The organism is Thalassotalea piscium (genome assembly GCF_030295935.1).
Lineage (GTDB): Bacteria > Pseudomonadota > Gammaproteobacteria > Enterobacterales > Alteromonadaceae > Thalassotalea_B > Thalassotalea_B piscium.
Map to the genome: position 1 here is coordinate 109,925 of NZ_AP027362.1, position 24,710 is coordinate 134,634.

At 38.1% G+C, this 24,710-nt stretch carries 20 protein-coding genes; 13 read left to right on the forward strand and 7 right to left on the reverse strand.

What is annotated here, in order from left to right:
• Nucleotides 1-46 precede the first annotated feature (46 nt).
• The 4 genes from QUD79_RS00460 to QUD79_RS00475 all read left to right on the forward strand — a co-directional run bounded on the left by QUD79_RS00460 (nucleotide 47) and on the right by QUD79_RS00475 (nucleotide 5,617).
• Nucleotides 47-2,332, forward strand: coding sequence for a S9 family peptidase (locus QUD79_RS00460; RefSeq protein WP_184422286.1), 2,286 nt, complete (start codon nucleotides 47-49; stop codon nucleotides 2,330-2,332).
• 157 nt (nucleotides 2,333-2,489) lie between these two features.
• Nucleotides 2,490-2,714, forward strand: a complete 225-nt coding sequence (locus QUD79_RS00465; protein ID WP_184422284.1) for a hypothetical protein — start codon at nucleotides 2,490-2,492, stop codon at nucleotides 2,712-2,714.
• Between the two features lie 212 nt (nucleotides 2,715-2,926).
• Nucleotides 2,927-3,175, forward strand: coding sequence for an HP1242/YdcH family protein (locus tag QUD79_RS00470; RefSeq protein WP_221435118.1), 249 nt, complete (start codon nucleotides 2,927-2,929; stop codon nucleotides 3,173-3,175).
• 222 nt (nucleotides 3,176-3,397) lie between these two features.
• A complete protein-coding gene (locus tag QUD79_RS00475; RefSeq protein WP_184422282.1) occupies nucleotides 3,398-5,617 on the forward strand; it encodes an ABC transporter substrate-binding protein in 2,220 nt (739 codons plus the stop codon).
• 58 nt (nucleotides 5,618-5,675) lie between these two features.
• Here QUD79_RS00475 and QUD79_RS00480 read toward each other — a convergent pair whose 3' ends face one another.
• Together QUD79_RS00480 and QUD79_RS00485 are read right to left on the reverse strand one after the other, a co-directional pair.
• Nucleotides 5,676-6,374, reverse strand: a complete 699-nt coding sequence (locus tag QUD79_RS00480) for an exonuclease domain-containing protein (protein ID WP_184422280.1) — start codon at nucleotides 6,372-6,374, stop codon at nucleotides 5,676-5,678.
• A gap of 8 nt (nucleotides 6,375-6,382) precedes the next feature.
• Nucleotides 6,383-8,227 (reverse strand): putative nucleotidyltransferase substrate binding domain-containing protein, encoded by a 1,845-nt coding sequence (locus QUD79_RS00485; RefSeq protein WP_184422278.1) that lies wholly within the window; start codon nucleotides 8,225-8,227, stop codon nucleotides 6,383-6,385.
• 446 nt (nucleotides 8,228-8,673) lie between these two features.
• Between QUD79_RS00485 and QUD79_RS00490 the strand changes: the two genes are divergently transcribed.
• The 4 genes from QUD79_RS00490 to QUD79_RS00505 all read left to right on the forward strand — a co-directional run bounded on the left by QUD79_RS00490 (nucleotide 8,674) and on the right by QUD79_RS00505 (nucleotide 14,761).
• Nucleotides 8,674-8,922: a DUF4212 domain-containing protein gene (locus QUD79_RS00490; protein WP_184422276.1), complete on the forward strand. Its 249-nt coding sequence runs from the start codon at nucleotides 8,674-8,676 to the stop codon at nucleotides 8,920-8,922.
• Nucleotides 8,923-8,925: 3 nt separating this feature from the next.
• Entirely contained in the window at nucleotides 8,926-10,665 is a 1,740-nt protein-coding gene (locus tag QUD79_RS00495; RefSeq protein ID WP_184422274.1) for a sodium:solute symporter family protein, read from the forward strand.
• A 173-nt stretch (nucleotides 10,666-10,838) separates the two neighbouring features.
• A complete protein-coding gene (locus QUD79_RS00500) occupies nucleotides 10,839-11,276 on the forward strand; it encodes a hypothetical protein (protein WP_184422272.1) in 438 nt (145 codons plus the stop codon).
• Between the two features lie 41 nt (nucleotides 11,277-11,317).
• Nucleotides 11,318-14,761, forward strand: a complete 3,444-nt coding sequence (locus tag QUD79_RS00505) for a hybrid sensor histidine kinase/response regulator (protein WP_184422270.1) — start codon at nucleotides 11,318-11,320, stop codon at nucleotides 14,759-14,761.
• 229 nt (nucleotides 14,762-14,990) lie between these two features.
• Here QUD79_RS00505 and QUD79_RS00510 read toward each other — a convergent pair whose 3' ends face one another.
• From QUD79_RS00510 to coaBC, 5 genes are all read right to left on the reverse strand, one after another.
• Nucleotides 14,991-17,012 (reverse strand): HAMP domain-containing methyl-accepting chemotaxis protein, encoded by a 2,022-nt coding sequence (locus QUD79_RS00510; RefSeq protein ID WP_184422261.1) that lies wholly within the window; start codon nucleotides 17,010-17,012, stop codon nucleotides 14,991-14,993.
• Nucleotides 17,013-17,403: 391 nt separating this feature from the next.
• On the reverse strand, nucleotides 17,404-18,066 hold the full coding sequence (locus tag QUD79_RS00515) for a response regulator (protein WP_385958579.1): 663 nt from the start codon (nucleotides 18,064-18,066) through the stop codon (nucleotides 17,404-17,406).
• Nucleotides 18,067-18,226: 160 nt separating this feature from the next.
• The gene (locus QUD79_RS00520) at nucleotides 18,227-19,684 is read right to left on the reverse strand and encodes an aminoacyl-histidine dipeptidase (RefSeq protein ID WP_184422257.1); all 1,458 of its coding nucleotides are present in this window, start codon (nucleotides 19,682-19,684) and stop codon (nucleotides 18,227-18,229) included.
• A 433-nt stretch (nucleotides 19,685-20,117) separates the two neighbouring features.
• The gene (slmA, locus tag QUD79_RS00525) at nucleotides 20,118-20,702 is read right to left on the reverse strand and encodes a nucleoid occlusion factor SlmA (protein WP_184422255.1); all 585 of its coding nucleotides are present in this window, start codon (nucleotides 20,700-20,702) and stop codon (nucleotides 20,118-20,120) included.
• Nucleotides 20,703-20,757: 55 nt separating this feature from the next.
• Nucleotides 20,758-21,972 carry a bifunctional phosphopantothenoylcysteine decarboxylase/phosphopantothenate--cysteine ligase CoaBC gene (coaBC, locus tag QUD79_RS00530; RefSeq protein WP_184422253.1) on the reverse strand — a complete coding sequence of 405 codons (1,215 nt, stop codon included), beginning with the start codon at nucleotides 21,970-21,972 and terminating at the stop codon, nucleotides 20,758-20,760.
• A 77-nt stretch (nucleotides 21,973-22,049) separates the two neighbouring features.
• On the opposite strand from coaBC, the gene radC reads away from it, so the two are divergent.
• From radC to rpmB, 5 genes are all read left to right on the forward strand, one after another.
• A complete protein-coding gene (gene radC / locus QUD79_RS00535) occupies nucleotides 22,050-22,724 on the forward strand; it encodes a RadC family protein (protein ID WP_184422406.1) in 675 nt (224 codons plus the stop codon).
• A gap of 72 nt (nucleotides 22,725-22,796) precedes the next feature.
• Nucleotides 22,797-23,108 (forward strand): PilZ domain-containing protein, encoded by a 312-nt coding sequence (locus QUD79_RS00540; RefSeq protein WP_184422251.1) that lies wholly within the window; start codon nucleotides 22,797-22,799, stop codon nucleotides 23,106-23,108.
• 63 nt (nucleotides 23,109-23,171) lie between these two features.
• Nucleotides 23,172-23,840, forward strand: coding sequence for an AAA family ATPase (locus tag QUD79_RS00545; RefSeq protein ID WP_184422249.1), 669 nt, complete (start codon nucleotides 23,172-23,174; stop codon nucleotides 23,838-23,840).
• Nucleotides 23,827-24,219, forward strand: a complete 393-nt coding sequence (locus tag QUD79_RS00550; RefSeq protein ID WP_184422247.1) for a hypothetical protein — start codon at nucleotides 23,827-23,829, stop codon at nucleotides 24,217-24,219. Before QUD79_RS00545 ends, QUD79_RS00550 begins: the two co-directional genes overlap by 14 nt.
• A 247-nt stretch (nucleotides 24,220-24,466) precedes the next feature.
• Nucleotides 24,467-24,703 carry a 50S ribosomal protein L28 gene (gene rpmB, locus QUD79_RS00555; RefSeq protein WP_184422245.1) on the forward strand — a complete coding sequence of 79 codons (237 nt, stop codon included), beginning with the start codon at nucleotides 24,467-24,469 and terminating at the stop codon, nucleotides 24,701-24,703.
• Nucleotides 24,704-24,710: the final 7 nt, after the last annotated feature.

Sequence of the window (24,710 nt, forward strand, 5' to 3'; positions counted from 1 at the left end):
AGAGTTGTTACAATAACTGAAAATATTAATAAATAAGGTGTGCTTTATGAGGAAGTGTTTTTCACTTATCCCTTTGTTAGTGCTTTTACCGCTAACATCTAATGCTATACAAATAACCGAGGAAGACTATAAACGCGCCGAGCAGCGTTTATCGAAAACAACCAATAAGTTAGTTACAGGAACCGTTAATTATCCACATTGGATGAGTAATGGCCAACTGAGTTATCGTAGCACAACTGAAAACGGCGAGCGCTTTTTTGTTGTTAACGCACTTTCTCAAAAAAAGTCACTTGCTTTTGATCACCAAAAATTAGCTGAATCTATAGCACGAGTAACAGACACGGCGGTTGAACACAATAAGTTACCCTTTTATCAAATTGATATAGATATGAAAGGGCGTTTAGATGTTGCCATCAAAGGTAAAGCCTACCAGTGCAACTTAACTAGCTATTTGTGTGAACTCGATAAAAACACAAAAAAACGCAATGAGTTAGCTTCACCAGATGGTACCAAAGCGGTATTTATAAAAGATCATAATTTATGGGTACGTGATCTTGTAAATAAAACAGAAACTCAGCTGACAACTGATGGTGTTAAAGACTTTGGTTATGCAACAAATAATGCAGGTTGGGTGCGAAGAGGATCACCAGTGGTAAAATGGTCGCCTGATTCTAAAAAGCTTACCACATTCAAGCATGACGGTCGTAAAGTAGGAGAAATGGCAATAGTTTCTACCGCTGTAGGCCATCCTGAAATTGACGTTTGGAAATACCCCTTACCTGGCGATGAAAATATTTTTTCTATCCACCGAGTTGTTATTGATATTGAGTCAGGTAACTTAGTTAAGCTAGACATGGCGCCTGACGCACACCGCTCAACTATTACAGACCACGTTGCTGGCCGTGATGGTAGTTTGCTTGATATTGACTGGGCAGACGATGGACAAAGCTTCGCATTTGTTTCATCAAGTCGCGATCACAAAAAAGCCACGTTAAAAATAGCCGATGCAAATACTGGCAAGGTAACTACCATTTTTACCGAAACACAACAGACATTTTTTGAATCTGGTGTTAGCGGTATAAGTTGGCATTACCTAGCTAAAAGCAATGAAGTTATTTGGTTTTCTCAGCGCAGTGATTGGGGGCATTTATATTTGATAGATGCTGCAACGGGTAAAGTAAAGCAAGCTATAACTGAAGGTGATTGGACGGTGCTTGAATTACTTCATGTTGATGAAGAAAACGATAAACTCATATTCACCGGTGCAGGACGTGAAGGTGGAGATCCGTATTTTCACTATTTATACAGTGTTAATAAAGATGGCTCAGAGTTAACTTTATTAACGCCGGAGAAAAAACATCATCGAGTTACATTAAGGGATGATGGTAAGTACTTTGTTGATAGCGTGTCAACACCAACAATTCCAACAGAAACATTTATACGTAGCACTACTTCTCGTTCAGGTTTTCTTATCGATAAGATGAATGTTACTAAGTTACTAGCAACGGGTTGGCAAGCACCAACACCTTTTGTAGTAAAGGATCGTAATGGTGAACATGACATCTATGGTTTATATTTTACACCGTCAAACTTTGACGAAACTAAAAAATACCCAGTAATTAATTATCTTTATCCTGGCCCGCAAGTAGGCAGTATTCGAGGTCGTCATTTTCAGGCGTCAAGAAACGATCATAATGCAATTGCTGAACTAGGCTTTATTGTTGTAGCCATTGATGCCTTAGGAACTCCTGGTAGATCAAAAAGCTTTCATGACGGCTATTATGGCAATATGGGGGACAGTGGTATTCCAGACCAAGTCGCAGCAATTAAACAGTTAGCAGAAAAATATACATGGATTGATGATACCCGTGTTGGAATATGGGGACATTCGGGGGGAGGTTTTGCATCCACTCGTGCGTTATTAACTTATCCTGACTTTTATAAAGTCGCTGTTTCACAGGCAGGAAATCATGATAACCGTAACTATGCTGATGAATGGGGCGAAAAATTTCATGGTTTATTAGTGAATAACGAGGACGGTACAACTAACTACGATAGCCAAGCTAATCAACTTATTGCTAAAAATTTGAAGGGTAAATTGTTAATTGCCCACGGCACAACAGACACCAATGTACCTCCATATAATACATTAGTGGTAGTTGAAGCTTTAATCGAAGCAAATAAAGACTTCGATATGATCATGCTACCAAACCGGGGCCATGGTTTTTCGCGAGAGCCTTTTATGCTTCGTAAGCGTTGGGACTACTTTGTTACGCACCTAATGGGAGCTACCCCGCCTAAAGAGTTTGTTTTTCACAGTTTGAAAAAATAATCACATTTGCCCTTAGTTCACCTTAGCCTCAGTTAACGGCTAGGGTGAACTTAGCCTGAGCCGGTAATACCGAGAGCTTGTTTGCGCTAGATCAAACGCATTGCGAGATATCGCGATATAGTGACGTTGTACCCATTGTTTAAACAACGGAGAAACTATGGACGTGTCACACATTTCAACACTCTTACATGAGAAGCAAGCTGAATTAACCACGCGTATATCTGCAATAGAAGCAGACTTTAAAAAAGGACGCTCTGCCGACTTTGCTGAACAGACAACAGAAAGTGAAAATGATGAAGTATTAGATGCGATCCATCGAGAAGCCAAGATTGAATTAGCATTAGTCAACGAAGCTATTATACCAATCTCACTAACCATGTGATCATTTCTACTGGTTAAAACAATCAACTACTGCGTTATTTATTTTATAATTAGAACAACTAGTTATAAAATAAATGCCTTGTATTTGACTGTTTTCACTGCGTATAAAATAGATCACTTAATTAATGAAACTGGTATTATTCGACTTGCAAATAACACCTATGGGCAGTGCTGTGAGTGTGATGACAAAATTAACGCTGAAAGGTTTTTATTATGATTGAAAAGCACGATTTACATCATGAGCTGCCAGAGTTTGAACAAGCAATACATGAATTAAAAATGAATAACGCTCACTTTTCCCGCTTGTTTAAAGAATACCATGCACTTGATCATGAAGTGCGCCGCATTGAACAAGGGGTGGAAAATACTACAGATGAATATTTAAATTCGAATAAAAAACAACGCTTACACTTAAAAGACCAGTTATTAGCGATGCTGATGAAGTCAAAAAATACTGGTTGATAGTTAGCTTTCGTTTGGTATAAAACCTATTATCCAACAATGCTATTTTTGAGTCTAATAGCCAATTATTGGTGTGGAAAATGTGATTTAAATTATTATTGCAAAAATCAAACAATCCAACACGCTCTAGCATCGGTTAATTTTATTAATGTTCAGGCAGTTGCAGAAAAAGGTGACTAAGCTAATATAAAGTTACTTTCTAATGTACTGAGAATAGTGTGCTTGCCGTTAACTGGTTTTACGAATGATAAAGTAGTGTTACAACTGAAGTGGAAACATCAATTTCAATTTGCTGGGTATTATGCGGCGAAGCAGCAAGGCTATTATAAAGACGCGGGCTTTGATGTTGACATTAGAGCAAGAAATCCGCAAACAAACCCAGTAGATGACGTACTCAATGGCGTTGCTACCTTTGGTATATCAGATTCCAGTATTGTTTTACAACGAATGCAACAAAAACCTGTGGTGGTGCTAACCGCTGTTTTTCAGCATAGCCCTTTGGTGTTAATTAGCCTAAAAGAGTCTGGTATTAAAACGCCGGAAGACTTAATTGGTAAAAAAATCTCTTACCAAAGAACGGTTGATGGTGCTTCAATAACAGCAATGTTTTCAGCCACTGGTGTTAGGCAAAATCAATTTACTTATGTTCCTTTTAATTTCAATGATGCAAGGTTAATTGAAGAGGACCTTGACGCTTTTTCTGTTTACAGCACGAATCAACCAAATTTTTATCAAAGTAAAAATATTGATATATCGATTATGGATCCTGCTAATTATGGCATTGATTTTTATGGTGACTTAATTTTTACCTCTCAAGGGTATGTGGAAAACAACCTAGAAAAAGCACAAGCGTTTGTAGAGGCAAGCTTGAAGGGTTGGGAGTATGCATTAACCCATCAAGAAGAAATTATAAATCTAATTATTAATGAGTATCGACCTGAATTAGATAAACATTCACTTAGCTTTGAAGCGCGTAAAACTAAGCCGTTGATTATGTCAGAAGTGTTGCCTATTGGCGCAACATATAAAGAGCGCTTTTCTCGAATTGCACGTATCTACCATGATACAGGGCTTGCTAAAGAAATGTTGCCGTTAGAGGGTTTGCTTTTAGCTGATTATATAAAGTCTGAGTCGTTACTCAACTATCGTTATATTCTTTTTATTATGATCGCTTTTACAGGGTTACTGGTGTTAGTACTAGGCTTTAATTTACAACTGCGTAAGTCGGTTAAGGCTAAAACATTTAAGCTGTCTGAGCTTAATGCTGATTTAACCGAGCATTTACGATTACTAGATGAGCGTAACCATGAGTTAGAGAAAGCAAAGAATCTTGCTGAAGTTGCTAGCGAAACCAAAAGTTTATTTGTCGCCAATATGAGCCATGAAATTCGCACACCCATGAATGGAATTTATGGTTCATTACAGCTACTAAAAGCTGAGCCTATGAATAAAAGCGCTCAAGGGTTAGTTGATAACGCTTTATCATCTACCCAAAATCTACTATTTATTATTAACGATGTTTTAGACTTTTCTAAAATTGAAGCGGGTAAGTTAGAGCTTGAGTATAGCGTATTTGACCTGCTCGAAATTATTGAACAGCTCAAAATGCAATTTACCGCACAGCAAAATAATGCAGAAATTAAGTTTTCTGTAGAAGTAGAAGAAAATATTCACCCATTTTGGATTGGAGATCCCACTCGTTTAAGACAAGTACTACTGAATTTATTAACTAATGCGTTTAAATTTACCGAACAAGGTGAGGTGATATTAAGCTGTAAAAGTCATGCCGATAATTCACAGTTAATTTTTAATGTAGTAGATACTGGTATTGGCATGAATGCTAAAGGCCTTGAGACATTATTTGAACAATTTACCCAAGCGGATGTTTCCACTACTCGCAAATACGGTGGTACTGGTTTAGACATGTCAATTTGTAAAACACTCGTTGAGTTAATGAATGGTACAATTAACGTAAATAGTGAGGTAGGTAAAGGGACAGCATTTACTATGACGCTGCCACTCAGTAAAGCAACTAAACTAATTAAATATAATCATGATGGTGAACATGGTATTGATTTGAGCACTAAGTCTATTTTGGTGGCTGAAGATAATCGCGTTAATCAGGTTATTATTAAGAAACTACTCGCCTCGACTAGGGCTAAGGTTACTATAGTTAATAATGGTCAAGAAGCGGTTAATGCGGTTAACCAGCAAATACCAGACTTAATATTTATGGATATTCAAATGCCGGTTATGGATGGTATTGAAGCCTGTAAAATAATTAAAGAATCAATGCCTAACTTGACCATAATTGCATTAACAGCAAATGTAATGCGAGAAGATGTAGATCGCTACCTCGCTACCTCGCTTCTGGCTTTGATGACCATCTTGGTAAGCCAATTGAAAAAGACTTACTGTTTACTATGCTTATTGAACAGTTAATCTAATTCCTAGGTAGAAGTGCGAGAAAAGCAACTGACACGCTCACGTTTGAGCACTTTTATAATAATAACTCTTTAAGCCTTACCTGTTCTGACATAGTTGATAATTGCGCGAGCAATAGCTCTGCCGTAGCAACCGCATCATTAAGTGCATTATGTGCATAGTACTCTGGCAATTGGTGGGCTTGGCGTACAGCACCTAGCCTCAGTTCAGATGGGTCGTATGCAACATCCCGTTTATCTAATTTTCGTTTTGCTAGCACTAGGGTGTCAATTATCGCTAACGGCGGTGCTACACCATAAACCTCTAAACATGCTTGTCGTAAAAATTGACGTTCTATTCGAGCAAAATGCACCACCATAATTTTTCCTGTTAGTGCATATAGTAAATCATCAATCACCTCTTTTAAGGGGGCGCCTTGCGCTTTTTGATCATCCGTGATTTGATGAATAATTACGTTCTCGGGTGTAAGTGCCTGTTCAGTATTAATTATTTTATGATAACAGTGGTTAAGTGCTATTTGCTGATGGGTCATTTCAACAAAACCAACGCTGAGTAATTTATCATTAACAGCATCAAGTCCCGTTGTTTCAAAGTCAACTGAAAGCAATTCAATATCTTCTAGCGGTGTTTGCGGTGGGGGTAACGGCTTTGACAAAAAGTGCTTTAATGGGCCTTCAGGTGCTATGGCTAATGTGCGCTTTCTTTTAGCTTCGTAACCCATTAACCAATGTAATAAAAAATGATTGCTATACATAATTAACTCTAATAGGTTGTTTGGCGGTTGTCTTGCATGGTTTTAATTACTTTAAACGCATCTTTTAAATGTTCTCGTTCAAGCTTAGATATATTTTTGGGTGCTAAAAAGTTATCAGGTGCTTCTCCCGCCTGTATTTTTACTGCTTGATGATTCATACGTAAAATACCAAGAAACTCATAAGCATCAATTAAATTAGCTGCAGAAGACTTGGTTAGGGAGCGAGTACCTGCAGCTAAAGACAAGCGCTCTATTGTGTTGGTTGCTGTTATCCCTTCGGCTAACGCATAAATTCGTGCTAAGTCGACTATGGGAGCAATACCATTATGCTTTAAATCTAACGTTGCTTTATCTTTGCCATTAGGCGTTAAAACAAAGTCTCTAAAAAAACCTAATGGTGGTCTTAGCATTAAGGCATTACGTGATAAATGAGCCAAAAATAAGCTATTACCCTTAGTTTTTTGTAGCAGTTTTTCTCTCACGTCTGCTACTAGGCTGTCGTCACCATAAATAGTAATTAAATCAAAAAATACACTGCTATTAAGTAATGCTTGCGGACTGGGTTTATTAACCCATTGCTCAAAGTATTTATGCCAAGTTGATTGGGGTTGGCACCATTTAGTATTCGTTGCCATTATGTCGCCGGGGCAATAAATAAAACCACAGGCTGCTAATCCGTCTGAAACAAATGTCGCAACATCCTTAAACCATCCCCTATCTTCAGTAATAACATCATTAGAAAATATAATTGCATTATCTTGATCAGAATGAGCAAACTGCTCTTGTCGTGCTTGTGAGCCAGCGGCTAACCAAGCCCAAGGGGCTGGCGCAGGGCCATACATATCTTCTGCAATTTCTATTAGTCGTATGGTTAAAGCCGATGTTATTGCGCTAATACTTTTGCCAATATGATCAGCCGTAGTACCTAATTTAGCCATTTTTACTTGAAGTTTGGGTAACAGACCGCTAATAACTTTTAGTTCGCCAAGGTTATTAGCTCGACGGATCATATTGGTGATGTTAATGGCGTTTTGACCTTCGTTATTCATTAAATCAGTAATGGTAACCATTGCGGTTAATTTGCCATTTTTAGAAACGGGTAAGTGATGTATGCGTTTACTTGTCATGAGCATAAGCGCATCGTAGGCTCTGTCGTTTTCATTTAGTGTCAGCATATCTTTGGTCATAATGTTAGAAACTGGCTGAGTAAAGGGCAGGCCTTGTGCGACACAACGGCGTCTAATATCCTTATCGGTAATTATACCTGCGGGCTTATTGTTATTGGTAACCACTAAACATGAAAACCCTAGTTCAGTCATTTTTATAGCGGCCTCTTGAATGCTATTGCTGCTATCAACAGTAGCTAAAGGACCATGACAAAACTGGCTGACAGAGGTATTCATTAAAGAAGAAGAAATAATGGCATCCTCATTTAACTGGAGCATTTGTCTATTAAGTCTTTCTTCAGAGCTATTAGCAAAGTAGCTGATCACTTTTGGGAAGTCAGCAGCGACTTTTTTAAATGCGTTATAGCTTAAGCAATACAGTAACGTATCTTCTTCTGTTTGTACTTCTATATCTGTAACTTTATTCGCACAAATAAATACTGTACAAATATCTGCTTCGCCATATTTTCCAAGTAATTCGCCTTCAACCGAACGATAAACCAACGCTCCTTTTCGAATTATATAAAGCATTTCGGTGCCACAATCTTTGGGGGGAAGTGGCTGGTTTTTGCGTACATAACAAATGTGTATTTCTTTAGTTAACTGGCTAATTACCGACATTGAGAGCTGCTCAAAAGGCGGTATGTCTCTGATGAAAGCACTAATTTCTGTTAGTTCGTTTTCCATGTATACAGCCTCAATTTTAGTATCTATATGTTGTTTTTAGTTGATTTGACTAAAGTAAGTCAACGTTAATTGCACAACTCTAGACTAAAGTTTAATACCTTGAGCTCAAAAAGCTTGTTAGTGTTTAAATTAGCTAAAATTCGCAAGGGCTTTTGTTCTAATTGAGCATAACCTACTGAGAGTTTTGCTAATTACAATAATACCAGTTTCATTAAATAAGTGATTTATTTTATACGCAGTGAAAACAGTCAAATACAAGGCATTTATTTTCATAACTAGTTGTTCTAATTATAAAATAAATAACGCAGTAGTTGATTGTTTTAACCAGTAGAAATGATCACATAATTAGTGAGATTGGTATAACAGGTAAATAAGCGTACTAATAAATATAAAACGCTTTACTAAACGAGCATTAAGCTCAGTTAGTTAATTGCTAGGAGAGAATAATGGAAGACAAAACAACATATTGGCAAGAAAATCTTCGCCTAATATTCATCTGTCTTGCTGTCTGGTTCGTGGTGTCATTTGGTTTCGGTATACTTTTAGTTGAGCCGTTGAATGAAATTCGTCTAGGTGGGTACAAGCTAGGTTTTTGGTTTGCACAGCAAGGTTCAATTTACACTTTCTTAGGTTTGATTTTCTGGTATACCAAGAAAATGAATGACCTTGATAAAAAATATAATGTGGAGGAGTAGAAAATGGATGAGTTAACACTCTATACAAACATTGCTGTTTTCGGCTCTTTTGCGCTTTACTTTGCTATTGCCTGGTGGGCAAGGGCAGGTTCTACTAGCGATTTCTATGTTGCAGGAGGTGGTGTTACACCCATGCAAAATGGTATGGCTATCGGTGCCGATTGGATGAGTGCAGCGTCATTCATTTCAATGGCAGGTTTGATTGCCTTTTTAGGGTACGGTGGTTCAGTCTTCTTAATGGGCTGGACCGGTGGTTATGTATTATTGGCGATGTGTTTAGCGCCTTATATGCGTAAACACGGTAAATTTACTGTACCGGAATTTATTGCTGACAGATATTACTCAAAATCAGCACGTATCGTGGCGGTTGTTTGTTTAATTGTAGCTTCTTTGACTTATATCATCGGACAAATGAAAGGCGTTGGTGTTGCTTTCTCGCGCTTCTTAGATGTTGAGTATGACATGGGTCTATACATTGGTATGTTTGTGGTTTGGGTTTACGCGGTTTTAGGTGGAATGAAAGGGATCACTTATACCCAAATTGCACAGTATTGTGTATTAATCTTTGCTTATACCATTCCAGCAGTCTTTATTTCATTACAGCTCACAGGAAACCCTATTCCTCAGTTAGGTTTAGGCTCAACGTTAGCTGATGGTAGCGGTGTTTACTTACTTGATAAGCTAGACATGGTGGTAACCGACTTAGGTTTTAAAGAGTACACAACTGACAACATGGGTGGCACATTAGATATGTTTGCATATACTATGTCGCTTATGATTGGTACAGCAGGTTTACCACATGTAATTATGCGCTTCTTTACTGTGCCTTCAGTGAAAGCGGCACGTCAATCAGCTGGTTATGCGTTAGTTTTTATCGCCTTACTTTATACGGTCGCACCTGCAGTTGGCGCAATGGCTCGCTTTAATTTAATGAATACAATTGAACCAGCAGCTGGCCAAAATTTAGTATACGAAGAACGTCCACAATGGTTTAAAGATTGGGAGCATACAGGCTTATTACAATTTGAAGATAAGAATGGCGACGGTAAAGTACAATATAATGCCGATAGTGCAACAAATGAAATGATTAAAGTTGACCGCGACATTATGGTACTTGCTAATCCTGCAATTGCTAACCTACCTAACTGGGTTATCGCACTAGTAGCTGCCGGTGGTTTAGCTGCGGCACTTTCAACAGCGGCAGGTTTGTTATTAGCAATTTCTTCGTCAATATCTCACGATTTAATGAAAGGGGTGTTTACACCTGACTTATCAGAGAAGAACGAGTTACTCGCAGGACGAATTGTAATGACCATTTCTGTTGGTGTGGCAGGTTACCTTGGTTTAAATCCGCCTGGATTTGCCGCAGGCACGGTTGCGCTGGCCTTTGGTTTAGCTGCTTCGAGTATTTTCCCAGCGTTAATGATGGGGATCTTCTCTAAGAAAATGAGTGGTAGAGCGGCGGTAGCTGGTATGTGTTCAGGCTTAGGTGTAACTATGTTATATGTATTCCAACATAAAGGTATTATGTTTATACCGGGCACATCTTTCTTAGGTGGTATGGAGCCAAATTGGTTCTTAGGAATTTCACCCAATGCGTTTGGTGCTGTAGGCGCTTTAGTTAACTTTGCTGTAGCATTCATATTGCTAATGTTTACAGGCCCAGCGCCGAAACATATACAACAAATGGTGACAAACTTCCGTACACCTCATGGTGCTATTGCAGCAGCGCATGACCATTAATAAACTATACTAGATAGATATTTTAAAGGCTCCCATTTGAGGAGCCTTTATTTTCTGGGTAAGCTTTAACAGCGTAATTGATCACATTGTTGGTGGATTAATGATATAAGATATTCAACAGATGTTAATATCAAACTAAAACAATTTTATTTAAAAGAACGATAGGATAATCGATGAATCGTCATACTAAAACTGCTCTTTTTGTTGCGCCGATATTAATTCTTGGTGGGTACATACTGTCTGATATGTACCTTGAAAATAAAGCACATGAAAATAAAGTTATTCAGATACAGCAAGAAGGACATTGCGATGTTATTAATCAGCGTTGTATTTTAAAAGCTGAGGAATTTGAGGTGAATGTTACCCATGAAAATGGCATTACCACAGTAAATTCAACCTACCCATTAGACACAGCTACTTTTTTTATTGTTGATCAAAGCGATAAAGCTCAATACTATCGATTAGGTATGAAAGATAGTCCTTATTATTGGAAACGAGAAACCCCTTTAGGGAAGCTAGTTGCTAATAAAGGTGATAAATATAAACTTCGCTTAATTGCTGAAATTAAAGGTGGTAAATATATTGCTGAATTTTATACACAAACGCTTTAGCTTAATACGCTACAGATTATCTTAACAAGACGAGATCTAGCATGTTTCCTAATTGGCAGTTATCAATAATTAGTATTGGCTATATAGGTTTATTATTTTTAATTGCTTTTTTGGGTGATAAATACCGCCATAAAATTGTTAAAAAAAGCCAGTCTGTTATTTACGCACTTACCCTAGGAGTTTATTGTACTTCTTGGAGCTTTTTAGGTACCACAGGGCAAGCATCTACGAACTTTCTTTCGCATGTACCCATTTATCTTGGGCCTATTTTGCTTTTTGTTTTTGCTTGGCCATTTATACAGCGCATTATTCGAGTAAGTTTAAAATTAAACTTAACTTCAGTTGCTGACTTACTCGCTGCGCGTTTTGGAAAATCACACAACCTTGCTATTTTAGTGACTGTTGTTGCATTAATTGGCACCTTGCCATATTTAGCGCTTCAGCTTAAGTCGATTGTTTATTCATTTCAGCAATTACAGGCTGGCACAACAATAAGTACATGGAAATTTGGTTTAATTGTTAGCTTTATTCTAGCGGGCTTTACCATTGTTTTTGGAATTCGCAATATAGATGTCACAGAGCGACATCCGGGCGTAATGCTAGCGATAGCATTTGAAAGCTTAGTAAAATTACTCGCATTTCTTGCTGTTGGCATCTTTGTTACCTTTTTTTTATTCGATTCACCTTCGGTAATTTGGCAGCAGTCGAGCGCGAATCAACAGCTAATTGAAAATTCAAATATTTCAAATATCTTATCGATGTCGGCCATGTTGGTGATAGTTATGGCCGCATTTTTGTCTTTGCCACGTCAATTTCAGGTGATGGTGGTAGAGTTAAAAGATCAAAAAGATACTTGGTTGGGGCGCAGGGTCTTTCCATTATATTTATTAGTATTTGCACTGTTTGCTATACCGCTTGGATTAGCTGGCGATATGTTATTAGGCGATACAGTACCAGCTGACGCTTATGTTTTATTCTTACCCTGGTCACAAGACCAAACATGGTTAACATTAGTTGCTTTTATTGGTGCTATATCAGCGGCAAGCTCTATGGTTATTATTTCCTCAATTGCACTAAGTACTATGTTGAGTAATGAAATTATCTTCCCCATGATATTTCGCTCTGAAACTGCCAATAACACAGATTATGAAAACTTTCGCTCACGCTTACTTAATATTCGAAAGTTTCTAGTGTTAGTTGTTACCTTGCTAGGTTACGGTGTTTTTCTGATGGCATCGCCAGATACACTTAGCTCTTTAGGTGAGGTCGCTTTTGGTGCCTTTGCGCAGCTTACACCCGCATTGATTGCCGCTTTTTACTGGCGAAGAGCGACACTTACCGGTGTTTATGCCGGTATTTTAATTGGTTTTATGCTGTGGTTGATATTAAATTTTCTGCCGCAATTTGGGCTGTATCAGCAACCATTCAATGATGGCTTTTTGCCAGCATCCAGTACTTCAAGCTTATTAAGTTTAAGTGCCAATATTTTTGTAATGTGGGCCTTGTCACAAATTAGCCGACAAAGTGTGCAAGAGCGTGTTCAAGCTTCATTGTTTTTTGAATGGCAGTCACCTGACTTACATAACTCACAAATTAATCGACATATCGACTATCGTGAATTAGAGCTATTAGTGTCACGCTTTGTTGGCGTTAAAAAAGCACGAAATAGTTTTGCAAACTTTCAAAGAAGTACCATTAGAAAAGAGCTAGGCAACGTCGCTTATAATGAAAAGCTACTTCAACATACTGAGAATACGTTAGCGAGCGTAATGGGTTCGTCAAGTGCTCGTTTAGTTCTATCATCGGCAATCGATGGAAGAGATATTGCACTTGATGAGATAGCCGTGTTAGTTGAAGAAGCCTCTAGTCAGCGCCAGCAGTATAGTGAACACTTACTACAAAGTGCAATTGAAAATGCAAGTGAAGGCATATCAATTGTTGATCAAGAGCTAAACCTAGTTGCTTGGAATAAAAAATATTTAGATATTTTTAACTACCCTCCAGAACTCATTTTTAAGGGATGCCCGATAGAACAACTAATTCGTTTTAACATTAGCAGAGGGCTAATAGGCGACGGTAATATTGAACAACAAGTGAGTAAGCGGTTAGCCTACTTGCGCAGTGGTAGTCCCCATAGCTCTGAGCGTGTGCACGATGACGGCAAGGTTATTCGGATAGAAGGAAATCCATTGCCCGGTGGGGGCTTTGTTATGCTTTTCTCTGATATTACCGCGTTCAGACAAGCTGAGAAGGTATTAAAAGAAACAAATGTTGATCTTGAAACTATTATTCAAGAGCGAACACAAAAGTTAGAACAAACGAATGAAGCATTGGCTATCGCAAGAGAAAAAGCAGAACAAGCTCATATTAAAAAAAGCCTGTATTTGAAAGCATGCTCTCATGATTTAATGCAACCTCTAGAAGCCGCTCGTTTGTTCACTTCTGCATTGGCTAGCCAAGATAATTTAAATGATGATCAAAAGCGCCAGGTCACTAATATTGATCGTTCACTCAAAGTGGCAAATGACTTATTAGCTGAACTTGGAGAAATAGCACGTATTGAAAGTGGCAACATTAAACCTAGATTTAGCGCATTCTCATTAAATGAATTATTAAAAGAATTGGCACAAGAGTTTTCTGCAGCAGCGATAGAGTATCAGGTGAAGTTTCGAGTCGCTCCTACCAAAGTGTGGGTAAGGTCTGATAGAGGTTTACTTCGTAGAATTTTACAAAACTTAATTGCTAATGCATTTCGTTATGCAAGCCCAGGTACTATTTTGGTGGCGGCACGGGCGATTCATAATAACGTTGATATTTTTGTACTTGATAACGGCCCAGGCATACCAATAGATAAGCAAGATATTGTATTTGATCAGTTTATTCAATTAAATACAGCGCAAGTCAATGGAGGAAGAGGGCTCGGACTTGGTTTAAATATAACCCAGAGTTTAAGTCAGTTACTGGGGCATAAATTAGGTCTAAAATCAGAAGTTAACCAAGGCTGTAAGTTTAGTGTTTCAGTTGAAAAAGCACTGCCTCAGGTTAAATTAGCGATTGAAAAGCCTGCAACTAAGGTTGGTTTAAAAGGTGTAACGGTAATGTGTATTGATAATGACCCTGATGTGCTCAGTGGCATGATTGAGCTGCTCAGTGCATGGCAGTGTAATGTGATATCTGCAGAATCGTTTAGCCAAGCTAAACAGTTGTTTAATGAGCATATTGATGAAATTGAAATTCTACTCGTAGATTATCAATTAGAGAATGATCTTAACGGACTCGATTTAATAGAGTTAATGAGAGCGAAGTGCAATCATTACTTACCTGCTATATTAGTTACCGCAACAACCGATCCAGATATTGGAGAAAAAACCGATGCGGCAGACGTTGGCTATATGCGAAAGTTAGTTAAACCAGCGGCTTTACGGGCGATGATGGGTGCGATGCTTGCACAAAAACTGCAAGCGAAATACTCAACATCTAGCTAAATAATACCAGTTTCATTAATTAGGTGATCACATAGTTAGTGAGATTGGTATAACTTCAGCTTTGTGTCTCTCTGGAAAAACTATACTACCAACAGTAGGCTATTGAGTGGAAAATACTACACCTGCATCAATTTGCTTTGTTCTAATTTCCCTAACGATGCTCTGAATTGGTCAAATAGTTATTTCAATTGGTATAAACCAGACTGAGCTTAAATAACCTGAGTTCAGGTTAAATATTAAATTGATCAACAGATTTATCTAATTTTTGTGCCAAGCCTGCAACTTGCTCACTATATGACAAGGTTGCAAGCGCTTTTTCATTACTGTGTTTACTTAGTTCTACGACATCTTGAATATTGACATTAATTTGATTACTTAATGAGTTTTGCTCATTGGCAGAGTCTGCAATATTAACACTCATTAAATGCATTTGTTCAATCGCGGTGTTAATGAGCGATAAGGTTATTAATAGTTTATCGGTATACTCTTTGCTGTTAGTGGCTTCAGTTTTTCCTTCACTTAAATCTAATGCGGCTTTTTGTGTCTGTTCTTGCAAAGAGGTGATCATATTGTTTATTTCAGCAGTAGACTCTTGGGTACGACTAGCAAGCATTCTAACTTCGTCGGCAACTACAGCAAAACCTCTGCCTGATTCGCCGGCTCTTGCTGCTTCTATTGCTGCATTTAAGGCTAACAAATTTGTTTGATCGGCAATACTTTGGATAGTCTCAATAATACCGCCAATATTGTCAGACTGTTGTTGTAAGGCAGCCATTAAATGGCTTGAAGTATCAAGCTTATTAACCAGTAATGAAATGTGTGAATTAGTTTTATTGGCAATGTTTTTTAAATCATCACTTTGTGCTAGTGCGTCATTCATTTGATGTTCGGCGGTTTTTACTTGAGCTAATACGTGGTCAGCATTGTCGCTTAACTGAGTAGTAACAGCTGTCATGTCTATTACTGTTTGCTGTTGGCGTTTTATTGAAGCTACCACTTCAGCAATTTCTGAACTTGAGAGATCAGCAGCATTATTGAGTAAGTGTGAGTTGCTACTAATTTCCCCTACTAGCGAGCGCAAGTGAGCAACGACTAAATTAACATTTTTGGACAACTCACCATATTCATCATCGGAGCTAACGGTCAACTGGCGAGACAAGTCTCCTCTGGCAATAAATGATAATATTTTATTGATCCGCGTTAACGGAATACTCATAGACCGTACGGTAATAAAAGAAATTATTGTGCTAACAACAATAATAATGGCTAATAAGGTCCAACTAGTGGTTTGCCCTTGATTAACATCGTTGAAGATACCGCTTTGTAATTTGCTTACTTGGCTGTCGAATTCTGCTCTAATTTTATCTATGCTATCGAGAGACATTTCTGCCTGTTGATCCGATGTGGCTAATAAGTTGTTTAAAGCTTTTATTTGTTCGAGTTGTGCCATTTTGAGTGAAAAAATGCTATCGGTTACCAATAAATCTGCTTTTAATTGTTCGAACTCATCAGAGATATTAACGACCTTCTCTTCGCTAAAGTGCCCTTTAACTAAACGTTTTAAGTAATCAAATAGTGGAGTAGCATTGTTTAAGCCAATGTCGATGGTATCGTTAACGTTAGAAGCTTCAGTAACATTTTCAATATCAACTAGGCTGCTAATCGTTTCCCCCATATTAACAACGTAACTTTCTATTGGTACCGAGGCTGATGATATTTGTTCGATTAAATCTTCATTTTCAGCATCTTCAATATATGAAAGATCGACTAACTTATCTTCTACGCTCCGAAAGCGAGTGATTAACTCAGTTGTCATGTTATTTAACTGAGCGTATTGTTCGAATACCATCGTTTTCTTAGTAAACATGGTGGTAACAGTGGCTAAGTAAGTAGTGTAGAGTTGATTAAACTCTTGAATAAGTTTCAACTCTTTTTGTTGTGAAAATAAGTTTTCAATTTCTTTCACTTGTTGATTTAACTGCTTATGCTCTTGGTTAAACTTTTCTTTTAATGCATGTAATTTTGCTAAATCAGTGGTTAGGGTAATGCCAGAAGATAACTTAGCCTGCTTTAATAAAGACATTTGCACCTTGCTACTGAAATGTTGGACAGGTATAGCATAGTCAGCCACTTGATTGGTGGCATTTTTAATTTCACCAAGTATGCGAATTGCACTAATGCTAGTAACAAATAGCAATAGTGTTATCACAACAAAGCCAAGAATAACTTTATGGGTTACTTTTAAGTTCATAAATCGTTAAGCCTTTATACAGTTCAGTGCTAATCGGTAGAGCGCCTTAGTAGAACCAAGAGCCACTGACTCTTTGAATTTTATCGTTATCAAGCCATAACTTAAATCTAACATAACTTTAGTCAATAAGTTGATAATAGCCATAAACTTGCTAATTTTCCTTAATTTAGGATATAAATATCTACCCGTTAGTTTTTATAACGCGCCTTAATCACTACCTGGTACTTAATGGGGCAATTGTACTTTTTAATACATTTGTAAATTGAACTAGGGCAAGTTTTAGCTAAAGTATTTAAACAACTACAAACAGCAGTAGCAAATGTGATGAAGAGACTTATCTGGTTGGTTTAATGTAAATTTTCTGAATCGATAATACCTTCAGGGAAAGGCGCTACTCGTCAGAGAAGCTCGATTCAGAAATATCTAACTGCCCAATAGCAATAACAGCTTGTGTTCGATTACGGACATTGAGTTTTCGAAATATTGCCGTTGCATGGGCCTTAATGGTCGCTTCCGAAACATGTAAGTCATAAGCTATTTGCTTATTTAACATGCCTTGTGCAAACATCATCAGTATTTTATATTGTTGCTGTGTAAGGCTTGCTACACGTTCGGCGATATCACTATATTCACTGTCATCTTGCTGTATTTGAAAGTATTCTGGTACCCAAGTATCACCAGCTAAAACGTGTTGAATTGCTGCAAATATAGTCGCTACAGGCGTTGATTTAGGTACAAACCCAGCTGCACCATATTCCATCGCTTTCGAGATAGTGTCTTGATCTTCATGTGCTGAAACAACAACAATAGGTATTTGAGGAAAGTGATTGCGAACATGGATCAATGTGTTAAAACCATGCGCGCCTGGTATATTTAAATCTAATAACAGGAGATCTGCATCAGTGTTTTGTGTTAATTGTAGCTCCAATTCTTCAATTGTTTGTGCTTCCACCCAACTAGTGTCGGTTAGTTGCACTTTTAGTGTATCTAATAGTGCTTGGCGAAATAAGGGGTGATCATCAGCTATTATTATTTTTTCTGGCTGAATCATAATGTTACCTCAAAATTACAATTAGTTTAGAGTATATACCCATTCAACCTCAAGATGCGAGTTTCAGTGTGCCTCTGTCAATATTGTTTATTATTACGGCATAAATTTTTAGCAAAAGTTCATTAGCAACACAGCCTAATGAACTTTTATTTATTCACATCTTTTATTTAGACGGAATGGCCTTTAATACAGCAATAAGTAATTGCCAATAAGGTTCAACGCTTGCAATTTCAACTTTTTCATCAGGTGAATGAGGGAACTTTATTGTTGGACCGAACGATACCATATCCCAATGAGGGTAAGAGTCTTTAAATAACCCACATTCTAACCCAGCATGAATCACCATTATTTCTGGTATCTTATTAAATAGTTGTTGATATGTTTCTCGCACAGTCGCCATGATTGGTGATTTAATATCGGGTTGCCAACCAGGATAGGCACCTGAAAAGTTAATATCTGCATTTGCTAGCTTAAACACAGAGTCAACCATCATTTGAGTCGCTAGACGACCATCATCATGTAAGCTTCTAATTAAGGTTAATACTTCAAACTTAGCCCCTTTAGTACGCATAACCCCTAGGTTTAATGACGTTTCTACAATACCTTCAATATCGTCGCTCATACGTACTACGCCATTAGGGCAGGCATTTAACGCGCGTAAAATATTCATTTGGCAGGTTTTAGTCCAGCATTGCTCAAATGTTTCTGGCGAAATTAATAGCATTTCAATATCAGACTCAACTGAACGAAAATTTTGTTTAATCGTTGCACTATATTGCGCTAAAGCGTTTTTAAATGCGTCTATATCTTTTAACGCGATCACAAAACTGGTATCTGCTTCACGGGGAATTGCATTACGTAAGCTGCCCCCTGACAATTCGGTCAGGTGAAGGTCAAACTGTTCGCAAGACGATAGTAAAAAACGCGTCAGTAACTGGCAAGCATTTGCTCGACCTAGGTGAATATCTACCCCCGAGTGACCACCTTTTAATCCTGATATATTTAGGTTGAATGCTTGGTAACCTGCTGGTACGTCTTGATATTCAATGGTAAAACTTGCGGTACCGTCAATACCACCCGCGCAGCCCATATAAACTTCGCCTTCTTGCTCTGAGTCGGTGTTTATTAATATATCGCCGTTAAACCAACCAGGCTGTAAACCGAATGCGCCGGTCATACCTGCTTCTTCGTCAATTGTGATAAGTACTTCTAATGGACCATGTTCAATGTTATCACTGGCTAGAACGGCAAGCGTTGAAGCTAAACCAATGCCATTGTCTGCACCGAGCGTTGTGCCTTTAGCTTTTACCCAATCACCATCAATATAAGGTGTGATTGGGTCGGTTAAAAAATCGTGAACAGTATTGGTGTTTTTTTGAGGTACCATATCCATATGGGCTTGTAAAATTACACCTTTACGATTTTCATAACCTGCTGTTGCGGGCTTGGCTATACGTATATTGCCAACGTTATCCTCGCTAACGTCTAAGCCAAGTTCAGTTGCCCAAGACTGGATCCATAATGAAATTTTTTGTTCATGCTTTGATGGGTGAGGAATTGAACAAATTTGTTCAAAAAATTGCCATAAAAGAGTAGGTTTTAGTTGTGATAAGGTGCTCAAAGAATCATCCTTTGGTTTTGAAATACCACCACGAGTAAAAGACGCGGCTAGTTTTATTATACCAGTTTCATTAATTAAGAGATCTATTTTATACGCAGTAGCTGACTGTTTTAGCCAGTAGAAATGATCACATAGTTAGTGAGATTGGTATTACACGAATTGGTATTATCTAATGTTTAATTGCGGGTATAATAACTAAAGATAAGGTTGAGCGCATGCAAATAGCTATTTTTACATAGCGCGATGTGTACGTTATCCATGACAGTGATCTATTTAACCTGAACTTGGAATAATGGATGTACGTTTAAAGCCTATAAAAATGGTAGCTTTGGTTTACTTAGCTTATCCCGAATTCAGGTTATTTAAATTCCCATACCTAATCATAATATAATTGTTGTTGTAACCATTATCTTTGGATCGGTATGGGAGAAGCTTATTTACTTGCCATTAAAAATTGCCATTGGTCATTAAAGCTTTCACTTGGTTTTTTAGTAAATCCAGAACGAACATATTGGCTAATTTTACCTTCTGCGAAAGACACGAGTAAATTAGCTAAAGGCTGCTCTGCAATAGAAAAGCTTTTACCTTCACGTAATTTACGTTCACGTAGTATTTGCTTAAATTGAGACTCTAACTTGTCAAAAAACTGATTAACTCTGGCACGTAAACGTTCATTTTCGCCCATCAGTGCGTCACCAGATAGTATGCGGCACATGCCAGGGTTACGTTCTGCAAAAACCAGTAATACATGCAGAATATGGTGGCACCTTACTAATGCTTCTTTATGGTCTGAAAGTATTAGATTTACTCGTGAAAATGTCGACTCTTCAATAAATTCAATCAACCCTTCAAACATACGCGCTTTTGAGGGGAAATGACGATATAAAGCTGCTTCTGAAACGCCAACTTCAGCGGCAAGCTTTGCTGTAGTTATACGCTCACCAGGGCTACTTTGTAACATCAGTGCCAAACATTCTAATATTTGTTGTTTACGGTTGGGCTTTTGGTTAACCGACATAAATTGTGTTCTCTAAGGCTGTTATTGTCTGACAGATACTATTGTATCTTGTTATTTATTGGTTTTCATCTCGTTGTTGAGCGATCAAAGCAACTAGTTGTTGAGCGATTTGTTGCTTACTCGCTAATGGCAGCTCAAACTGCTTTGCATGACTAAAAACAGTTAAGGCATTGGTATCACTATTAAAGCCCTGATTACTGGCTGCTACATTATTTGCAGCAATTAAATCTAAGTTCTTACGAGTAAGTTTATCCTTTGCATAGTGTTCAACGTCTTGTGTTTCTGCTGCAAAGCCAACAGTAAAAGGTTTATCGGCTAATGCGGCAACATCAGCAACAATATCAGGGTTTTTAACTAAATTAATTTGCATATTGTCGTTAGATTTTTTAATTTTTTGTTGTGCAACTTCAGCAATTTTGTAATCAGCGACAGCCGCGCAAGCAATAAAGACATTTGTGCTTTTAACATGTGCCATTACTTGTTGGTGCATATTTTCAGCGCTAATAACATTTATTCGATTCACATTACTTGGGGTTACTAAAGCAACAGGCCCCGACACTAAGGTAACCGTTGCGCCAGCATCTGCAGCAGCTTTTGCTATAGCGAAGCCCATTTTTCCTGAGCTATGATTGGAAATATAACGTACGGGATCGATAGCTTCTCTAGTAGGACCTGCGGTAATTAACCAATGCTGTCCTTTTAAGATTTGTGCTGTATTTTGAGCGAGAAAGTGCTGGCAAGTTAATTCAACAAGCTGGTCTACTTCTAACATACGGCCAAAACCAACGTCTCCACAAGCCTGCTCGCCTTGACCTGGTCCCCAAACATTAATGCCACGCTCGGTTAGGCGTGCTACATTTTCTTGAGTGATTGGCGCGTGCCACATTTGTTGGTTCATTGCCGGGGCTACGGTAATTTTTGCGGCACTTGCTAGGCAAACTGTTGTGAGTAAGTCATTAGCCATACCTACGGTTATTCGCGCAATAGTATCGGCAGTGGCTGGTGCGATTAAAATGAAATCAGCCCATTTGGCTAATTCAATATGACCCATCGCTAATTCGGCTTGAGTATCAAGTAAGCTATCAGACACAGAGTTAGCTGAAACAGCTTGTAAGGTTAGCGGCGTAATAAACGCTTTAGCACCTTCAGTCATAACAACTCTTACATCTGCCCCGTGATCTTTTAAACGTCTAACGAGTTCAGGCGTTTTATAGGCAGCAATGCCACCAGTAATACCAAGGACGATATTTTTTCCATGAAGAATATTCATTAACTGCTAATCTTATTAATGTTTGGCGATACGATACCACCAAATACCGATAATTTAAATTTTATTACAAGGAAGTTATTATGCTAAAAGATTGGCCAGAGCAAGAAAAGCCCCGTGAAAAATTGCGTAACTTAGGCGCTAAAAGCTTAAGCGATGCGGAGTTGTTGGCTATTTTTCTACGTACAGGAGTGAAAGGCTGTAATGTCGTTGATTTAGCGCGCAAGCTATTACAAACCTTTGGCAGCATTGGGGCAATATATAAAGCTGATGAACAAGCTTTTTGTCAAGTAAATGGCTTAGGTGTTGCAAAGTATGTGCAATTACAAGCTTGTCTTGAGTTAAGTAAGCGCTACTTTGCAGAAGAATTAAGTGCAGGACATGAACTAACTTCTTCTCAAGCGAGTAAAAATTTTTTAATGGCAGAGCTTAGGCACGAGCGTCACGAAGTATTTTCAATGTTGCTACTTAATAATCAACATCAAGTCATTATATTTGAACGACTCTTTCAAGGCACTATTAATGCGGCAGCGGTTTATCCGAGAGTTGTGGTTGAGCAAGTATTAAAACATGGTGCTAGTGCGGTAATATTTGCTCATAACCATCCTTCAGGCATTGCTGAGCCAAGTATGGCGGATAAACAAATTACTGAGCAGCTAAAACAGGCCCTTGGTTTAATTGATGTGAGAGTGCTTGATCATATGATTATTGCTAATCACCATTGTTATTCATTTGCCGAACACGGTATTCTTTAATGAAAATAGTTGCAACTGCGCTCAATGCCAGTTAATTTTATAAAATCAGAACTAAGAAGTAAGGATCAACTGATGGCAGATGCTGAACAAGAAAAACTAAATGAAGAGCGTAGGCAGTCATTTAGATTGGATATGGAAAAAGAGTTAGTTGATATTGTTTGGGTAAATGATGATGGCCAACAATCAGCAAAAAAAATTGTGTGTTTAGACTTTTCTCGTGGTGGCCTTAAACTCGATTGTGACCAAGCAATAGCACTAGAAACATCAGTTAAAGTGGTTTTTAAAGCTGCTGATCCTCGAAGTCAAAAGTTATCAGGGCGAGTAATTCGCTGTATAAAACAGGATAATGGCTGGTTTGAAATAGCGTTACAACTTGACGAATAGGTGTTTTGCGCGAAAGGTGCATTTATGCACTATACTTAGGAAGTAATAGAAGGAAATGGCAATATGATGATATTAGTAGGTGGAGAGAAAGGCGGTAGTGGTAAAAGCTGTCTTGCTCAAAATCTTGCCGTGTACTTTGCTCGTGATAAACAAGCAATAGTATTAATGGTTGATTGTGATCCGCAACGAACAACTTCTGATTGGATTCAAGCACGAAACTCTGATCCAACATTACCCGCAATTAACTGTATTCAGTTGTATGGCAAAATTCGAAATGACCTACTGAGCTTAAATCAACATTATGACTATGTAATTGTTGATTGTGGTGGGCAAGATAACTTAGCATTACGTGCTGCAATGTCGGTTGCTGACCATGTTATAATTCCTCTAAGACCTAAACGTCGTGATTTAAAAACTGTGCCTCACATGGAAGACATGCTTAGTACCTGTAAAATGGTTAACCCTAAAATGCTCGCGTCATTTGTTATAACACAATGCCCATCACTGCCTAACCAAGCGAGTCGAATTATTGAAGCTAAAGAAGTGTGTAGCTCATACGGTATTAACGTACTAAACGCTGTTACCTATAGCCGAAATGTTTACGATGACAGTGAAGAGAGCGGTTCATCTGTATTAGAGAGTGATCCAACAAGCAAGGCAGCTGATGAAATGAAAGCTATCGCTGAAGAGCTGCTAGCAATGAAAGCGGACGACTCACATGAGTTTAAGTGATCTAAAAAAATCAAATAAAGGCAAATCAACCAAAAAGCAATTTACGGTTGATGAGTTTATTGCTGATGCTGAAAATTACGCTAAAGGTGCGCCTGAAATTGTAAGTGGTGAAAAATCACAAACATTAGGGCTGAAAGAGGCGATTGCGGCAGCAAAACAATTTGAGGTCAAGCAACAAGCAGAGCGACGTAAGGCAAAAAGCAAGCCTTTCCGTCATGCCACGTTCACATTAAGCGAGCAAGCAATTGAACAACTTCAAGCGCTTGCCGTTGACACTAACTTGGCTAAATCTCGTATTATTAGAATATTAATTGACGAACTGTGTAGTGCAGAGCAACAAGAAAAAATAAATAAGCTATTAGAATCAGATATAGATTAATCGTATAGAAATTGAAAACTAGTCACTCATTTTACGAATAAAAGTCTAAAATTTCTTCTGTTCTTAGTCAAAAAACAATCGTAAGTCGCTGATATACATTGCTTTAGCAAAGATAAAGGTCGGATTGTTGATAAAGGCTAGATTTCGCTAACCACTTTCTCTATAATATGCCACCTTTTTCAGGATCCCGAGGCGACGGTCTTGGGGAAAATAAAGCTCGAGCTGAAATTAATTTTGGAGTACTCATATGTCTAAAGTTTGCCAAGTAACAGGCAAAAAGCCAATCGTAGGGAACAACCGTTCTCACGCAAGAAACGCAACACGTCGTCGTTTCTTACCAAACCTTCAATCTCACCGTTTTTGGGTTGAGAGTGAAAACCGTTTCGTTAAATTACGTTTAACTCCGAAAGGAATGCGTATTATCGATAAAAATGGTATCGATGCAGTATTAGCTGATATTCGTGCCCGTGGCGAAAAAGTTTAAGGAATCA

What these genes read in the sequence shown, in the direction of transcription:
- QUD79_RS00460 (WP_184422286.1), top strand. Translation starts at nt 47, where the DNA reads ATGAGGAAGTGTTTTTCACTTATCCCTTTGTTAGTGCTTTTACCGCTA.
- QUD79_RS00465 (WP_184422284.1), top strand. Translation starts at nt 2,490, where the DNA reads ATGGACGTGTCACACATTTCAACACTCTTACATGAGAAGCAAGCTGAA.
- QUD79_RS00470 (WP_221435118.1), top strand. Translation starts at nt 2,927, where the DNA reads ATGATTGAAAAGCACGATTTACATCATGAGCTGCCAGAGTTTGAACAA.
- QUD79_RS00480 (WP_184422280.1), bottom strand. Translation starts at nt 6,374, where the DNA reads ATGTATAGCAATCATTTTTTATTACATTGGTTAATGGGTTACGAAGCT.
- QUD79_RS00485 (WP_184422278.1), bottom strand. Translation starts at nt 8,227, where the DNA reads ATGGAAAACGAACTAACAGAAATTAGTGCTTTCATCAGAGACATACCG.
- QUD79_RS00490 (WP_184422276.1), top strand. Translation starts at nt 8,674, where the DNA reads ATGGAAGACAAAACAACATATTGGCAAGAAAATCTTCGCCTAATATTC.
- QUD79_RS00495 (WP_184422274.1), top strand. Translation starts at nt 8,926, where the DNA reads ATGGATGAGTTAACACTCTATACAAACATTGCTGTTTTCGGCTCTTTT.
- QUD79_RS00500 (WP_184422272.1), top strand. Translation starts at nt 10,839, where the DNA reads ATGAATCGTCATACTAAAACTGCTCTTTTTGTTGCGCCGATATTAATT.
- QUD79_RS00505 (WP_184422270.1), top strand. Translation starts at nt 11,318, where the DNA reads ATGTTTCCTAATTGGCAGTTATCAATAATTAGTATTGGCTATATAGGT.
- QUD79_RS00510 (WP_184422261.1), bottom strand. Translation starts at nt 17,012, where the DNA reads ATGAACTTAAAAGTAACCCATAAAGTTATTCTTGGCTTTGTTGTGATA.
- slmA (WP_184422255.1), bottom strand. Translation starts at nt 20,702, where the DNA reads ATGTCGGTTAACCAAAAGCCCAACCGTAAACAACAAATATTAGAATGT.
- coaBC (WP_184422253.1), bottom strand. Translation starts at nt 21,972, where the DNA reads ATGAATATTCTTCATGGAAAAAATATCGTCCTTGGTATTACTGGTGGC.
- QUD79_RS00540 (WP_184422251.1), top strand. Translation starts at nt 22,797, where the DNA reads ATGGCAGATGCTGAACAAGAAAAACTAAATGAAGAGCGTAGGCAGTCA.
- QUD79_RS00545 (WP_184422249.1), top strand. Translation starts at nt 23,172, where the DNA reads ATGATGATATTAGTAGGTGGAGAGAAAGGCGGTAGTGGTAAAAGCTGT.
- QUD79_RS00550 (WP_184422247.1), top strand. Translation starts at nt 23,827, where the DNA reads ATGAGTTTAAGTGATCTAAAAAAATCAAATAAAGGCAAATCAACCAAA.
- rpmB (WP_184422245.1), top strand. Translation starts at nt 24,467, where the DNA reads ATGTCTAAAGTTTGCCAAGTAACAGGCAAAAAGCCAATCGTAGGGAAC.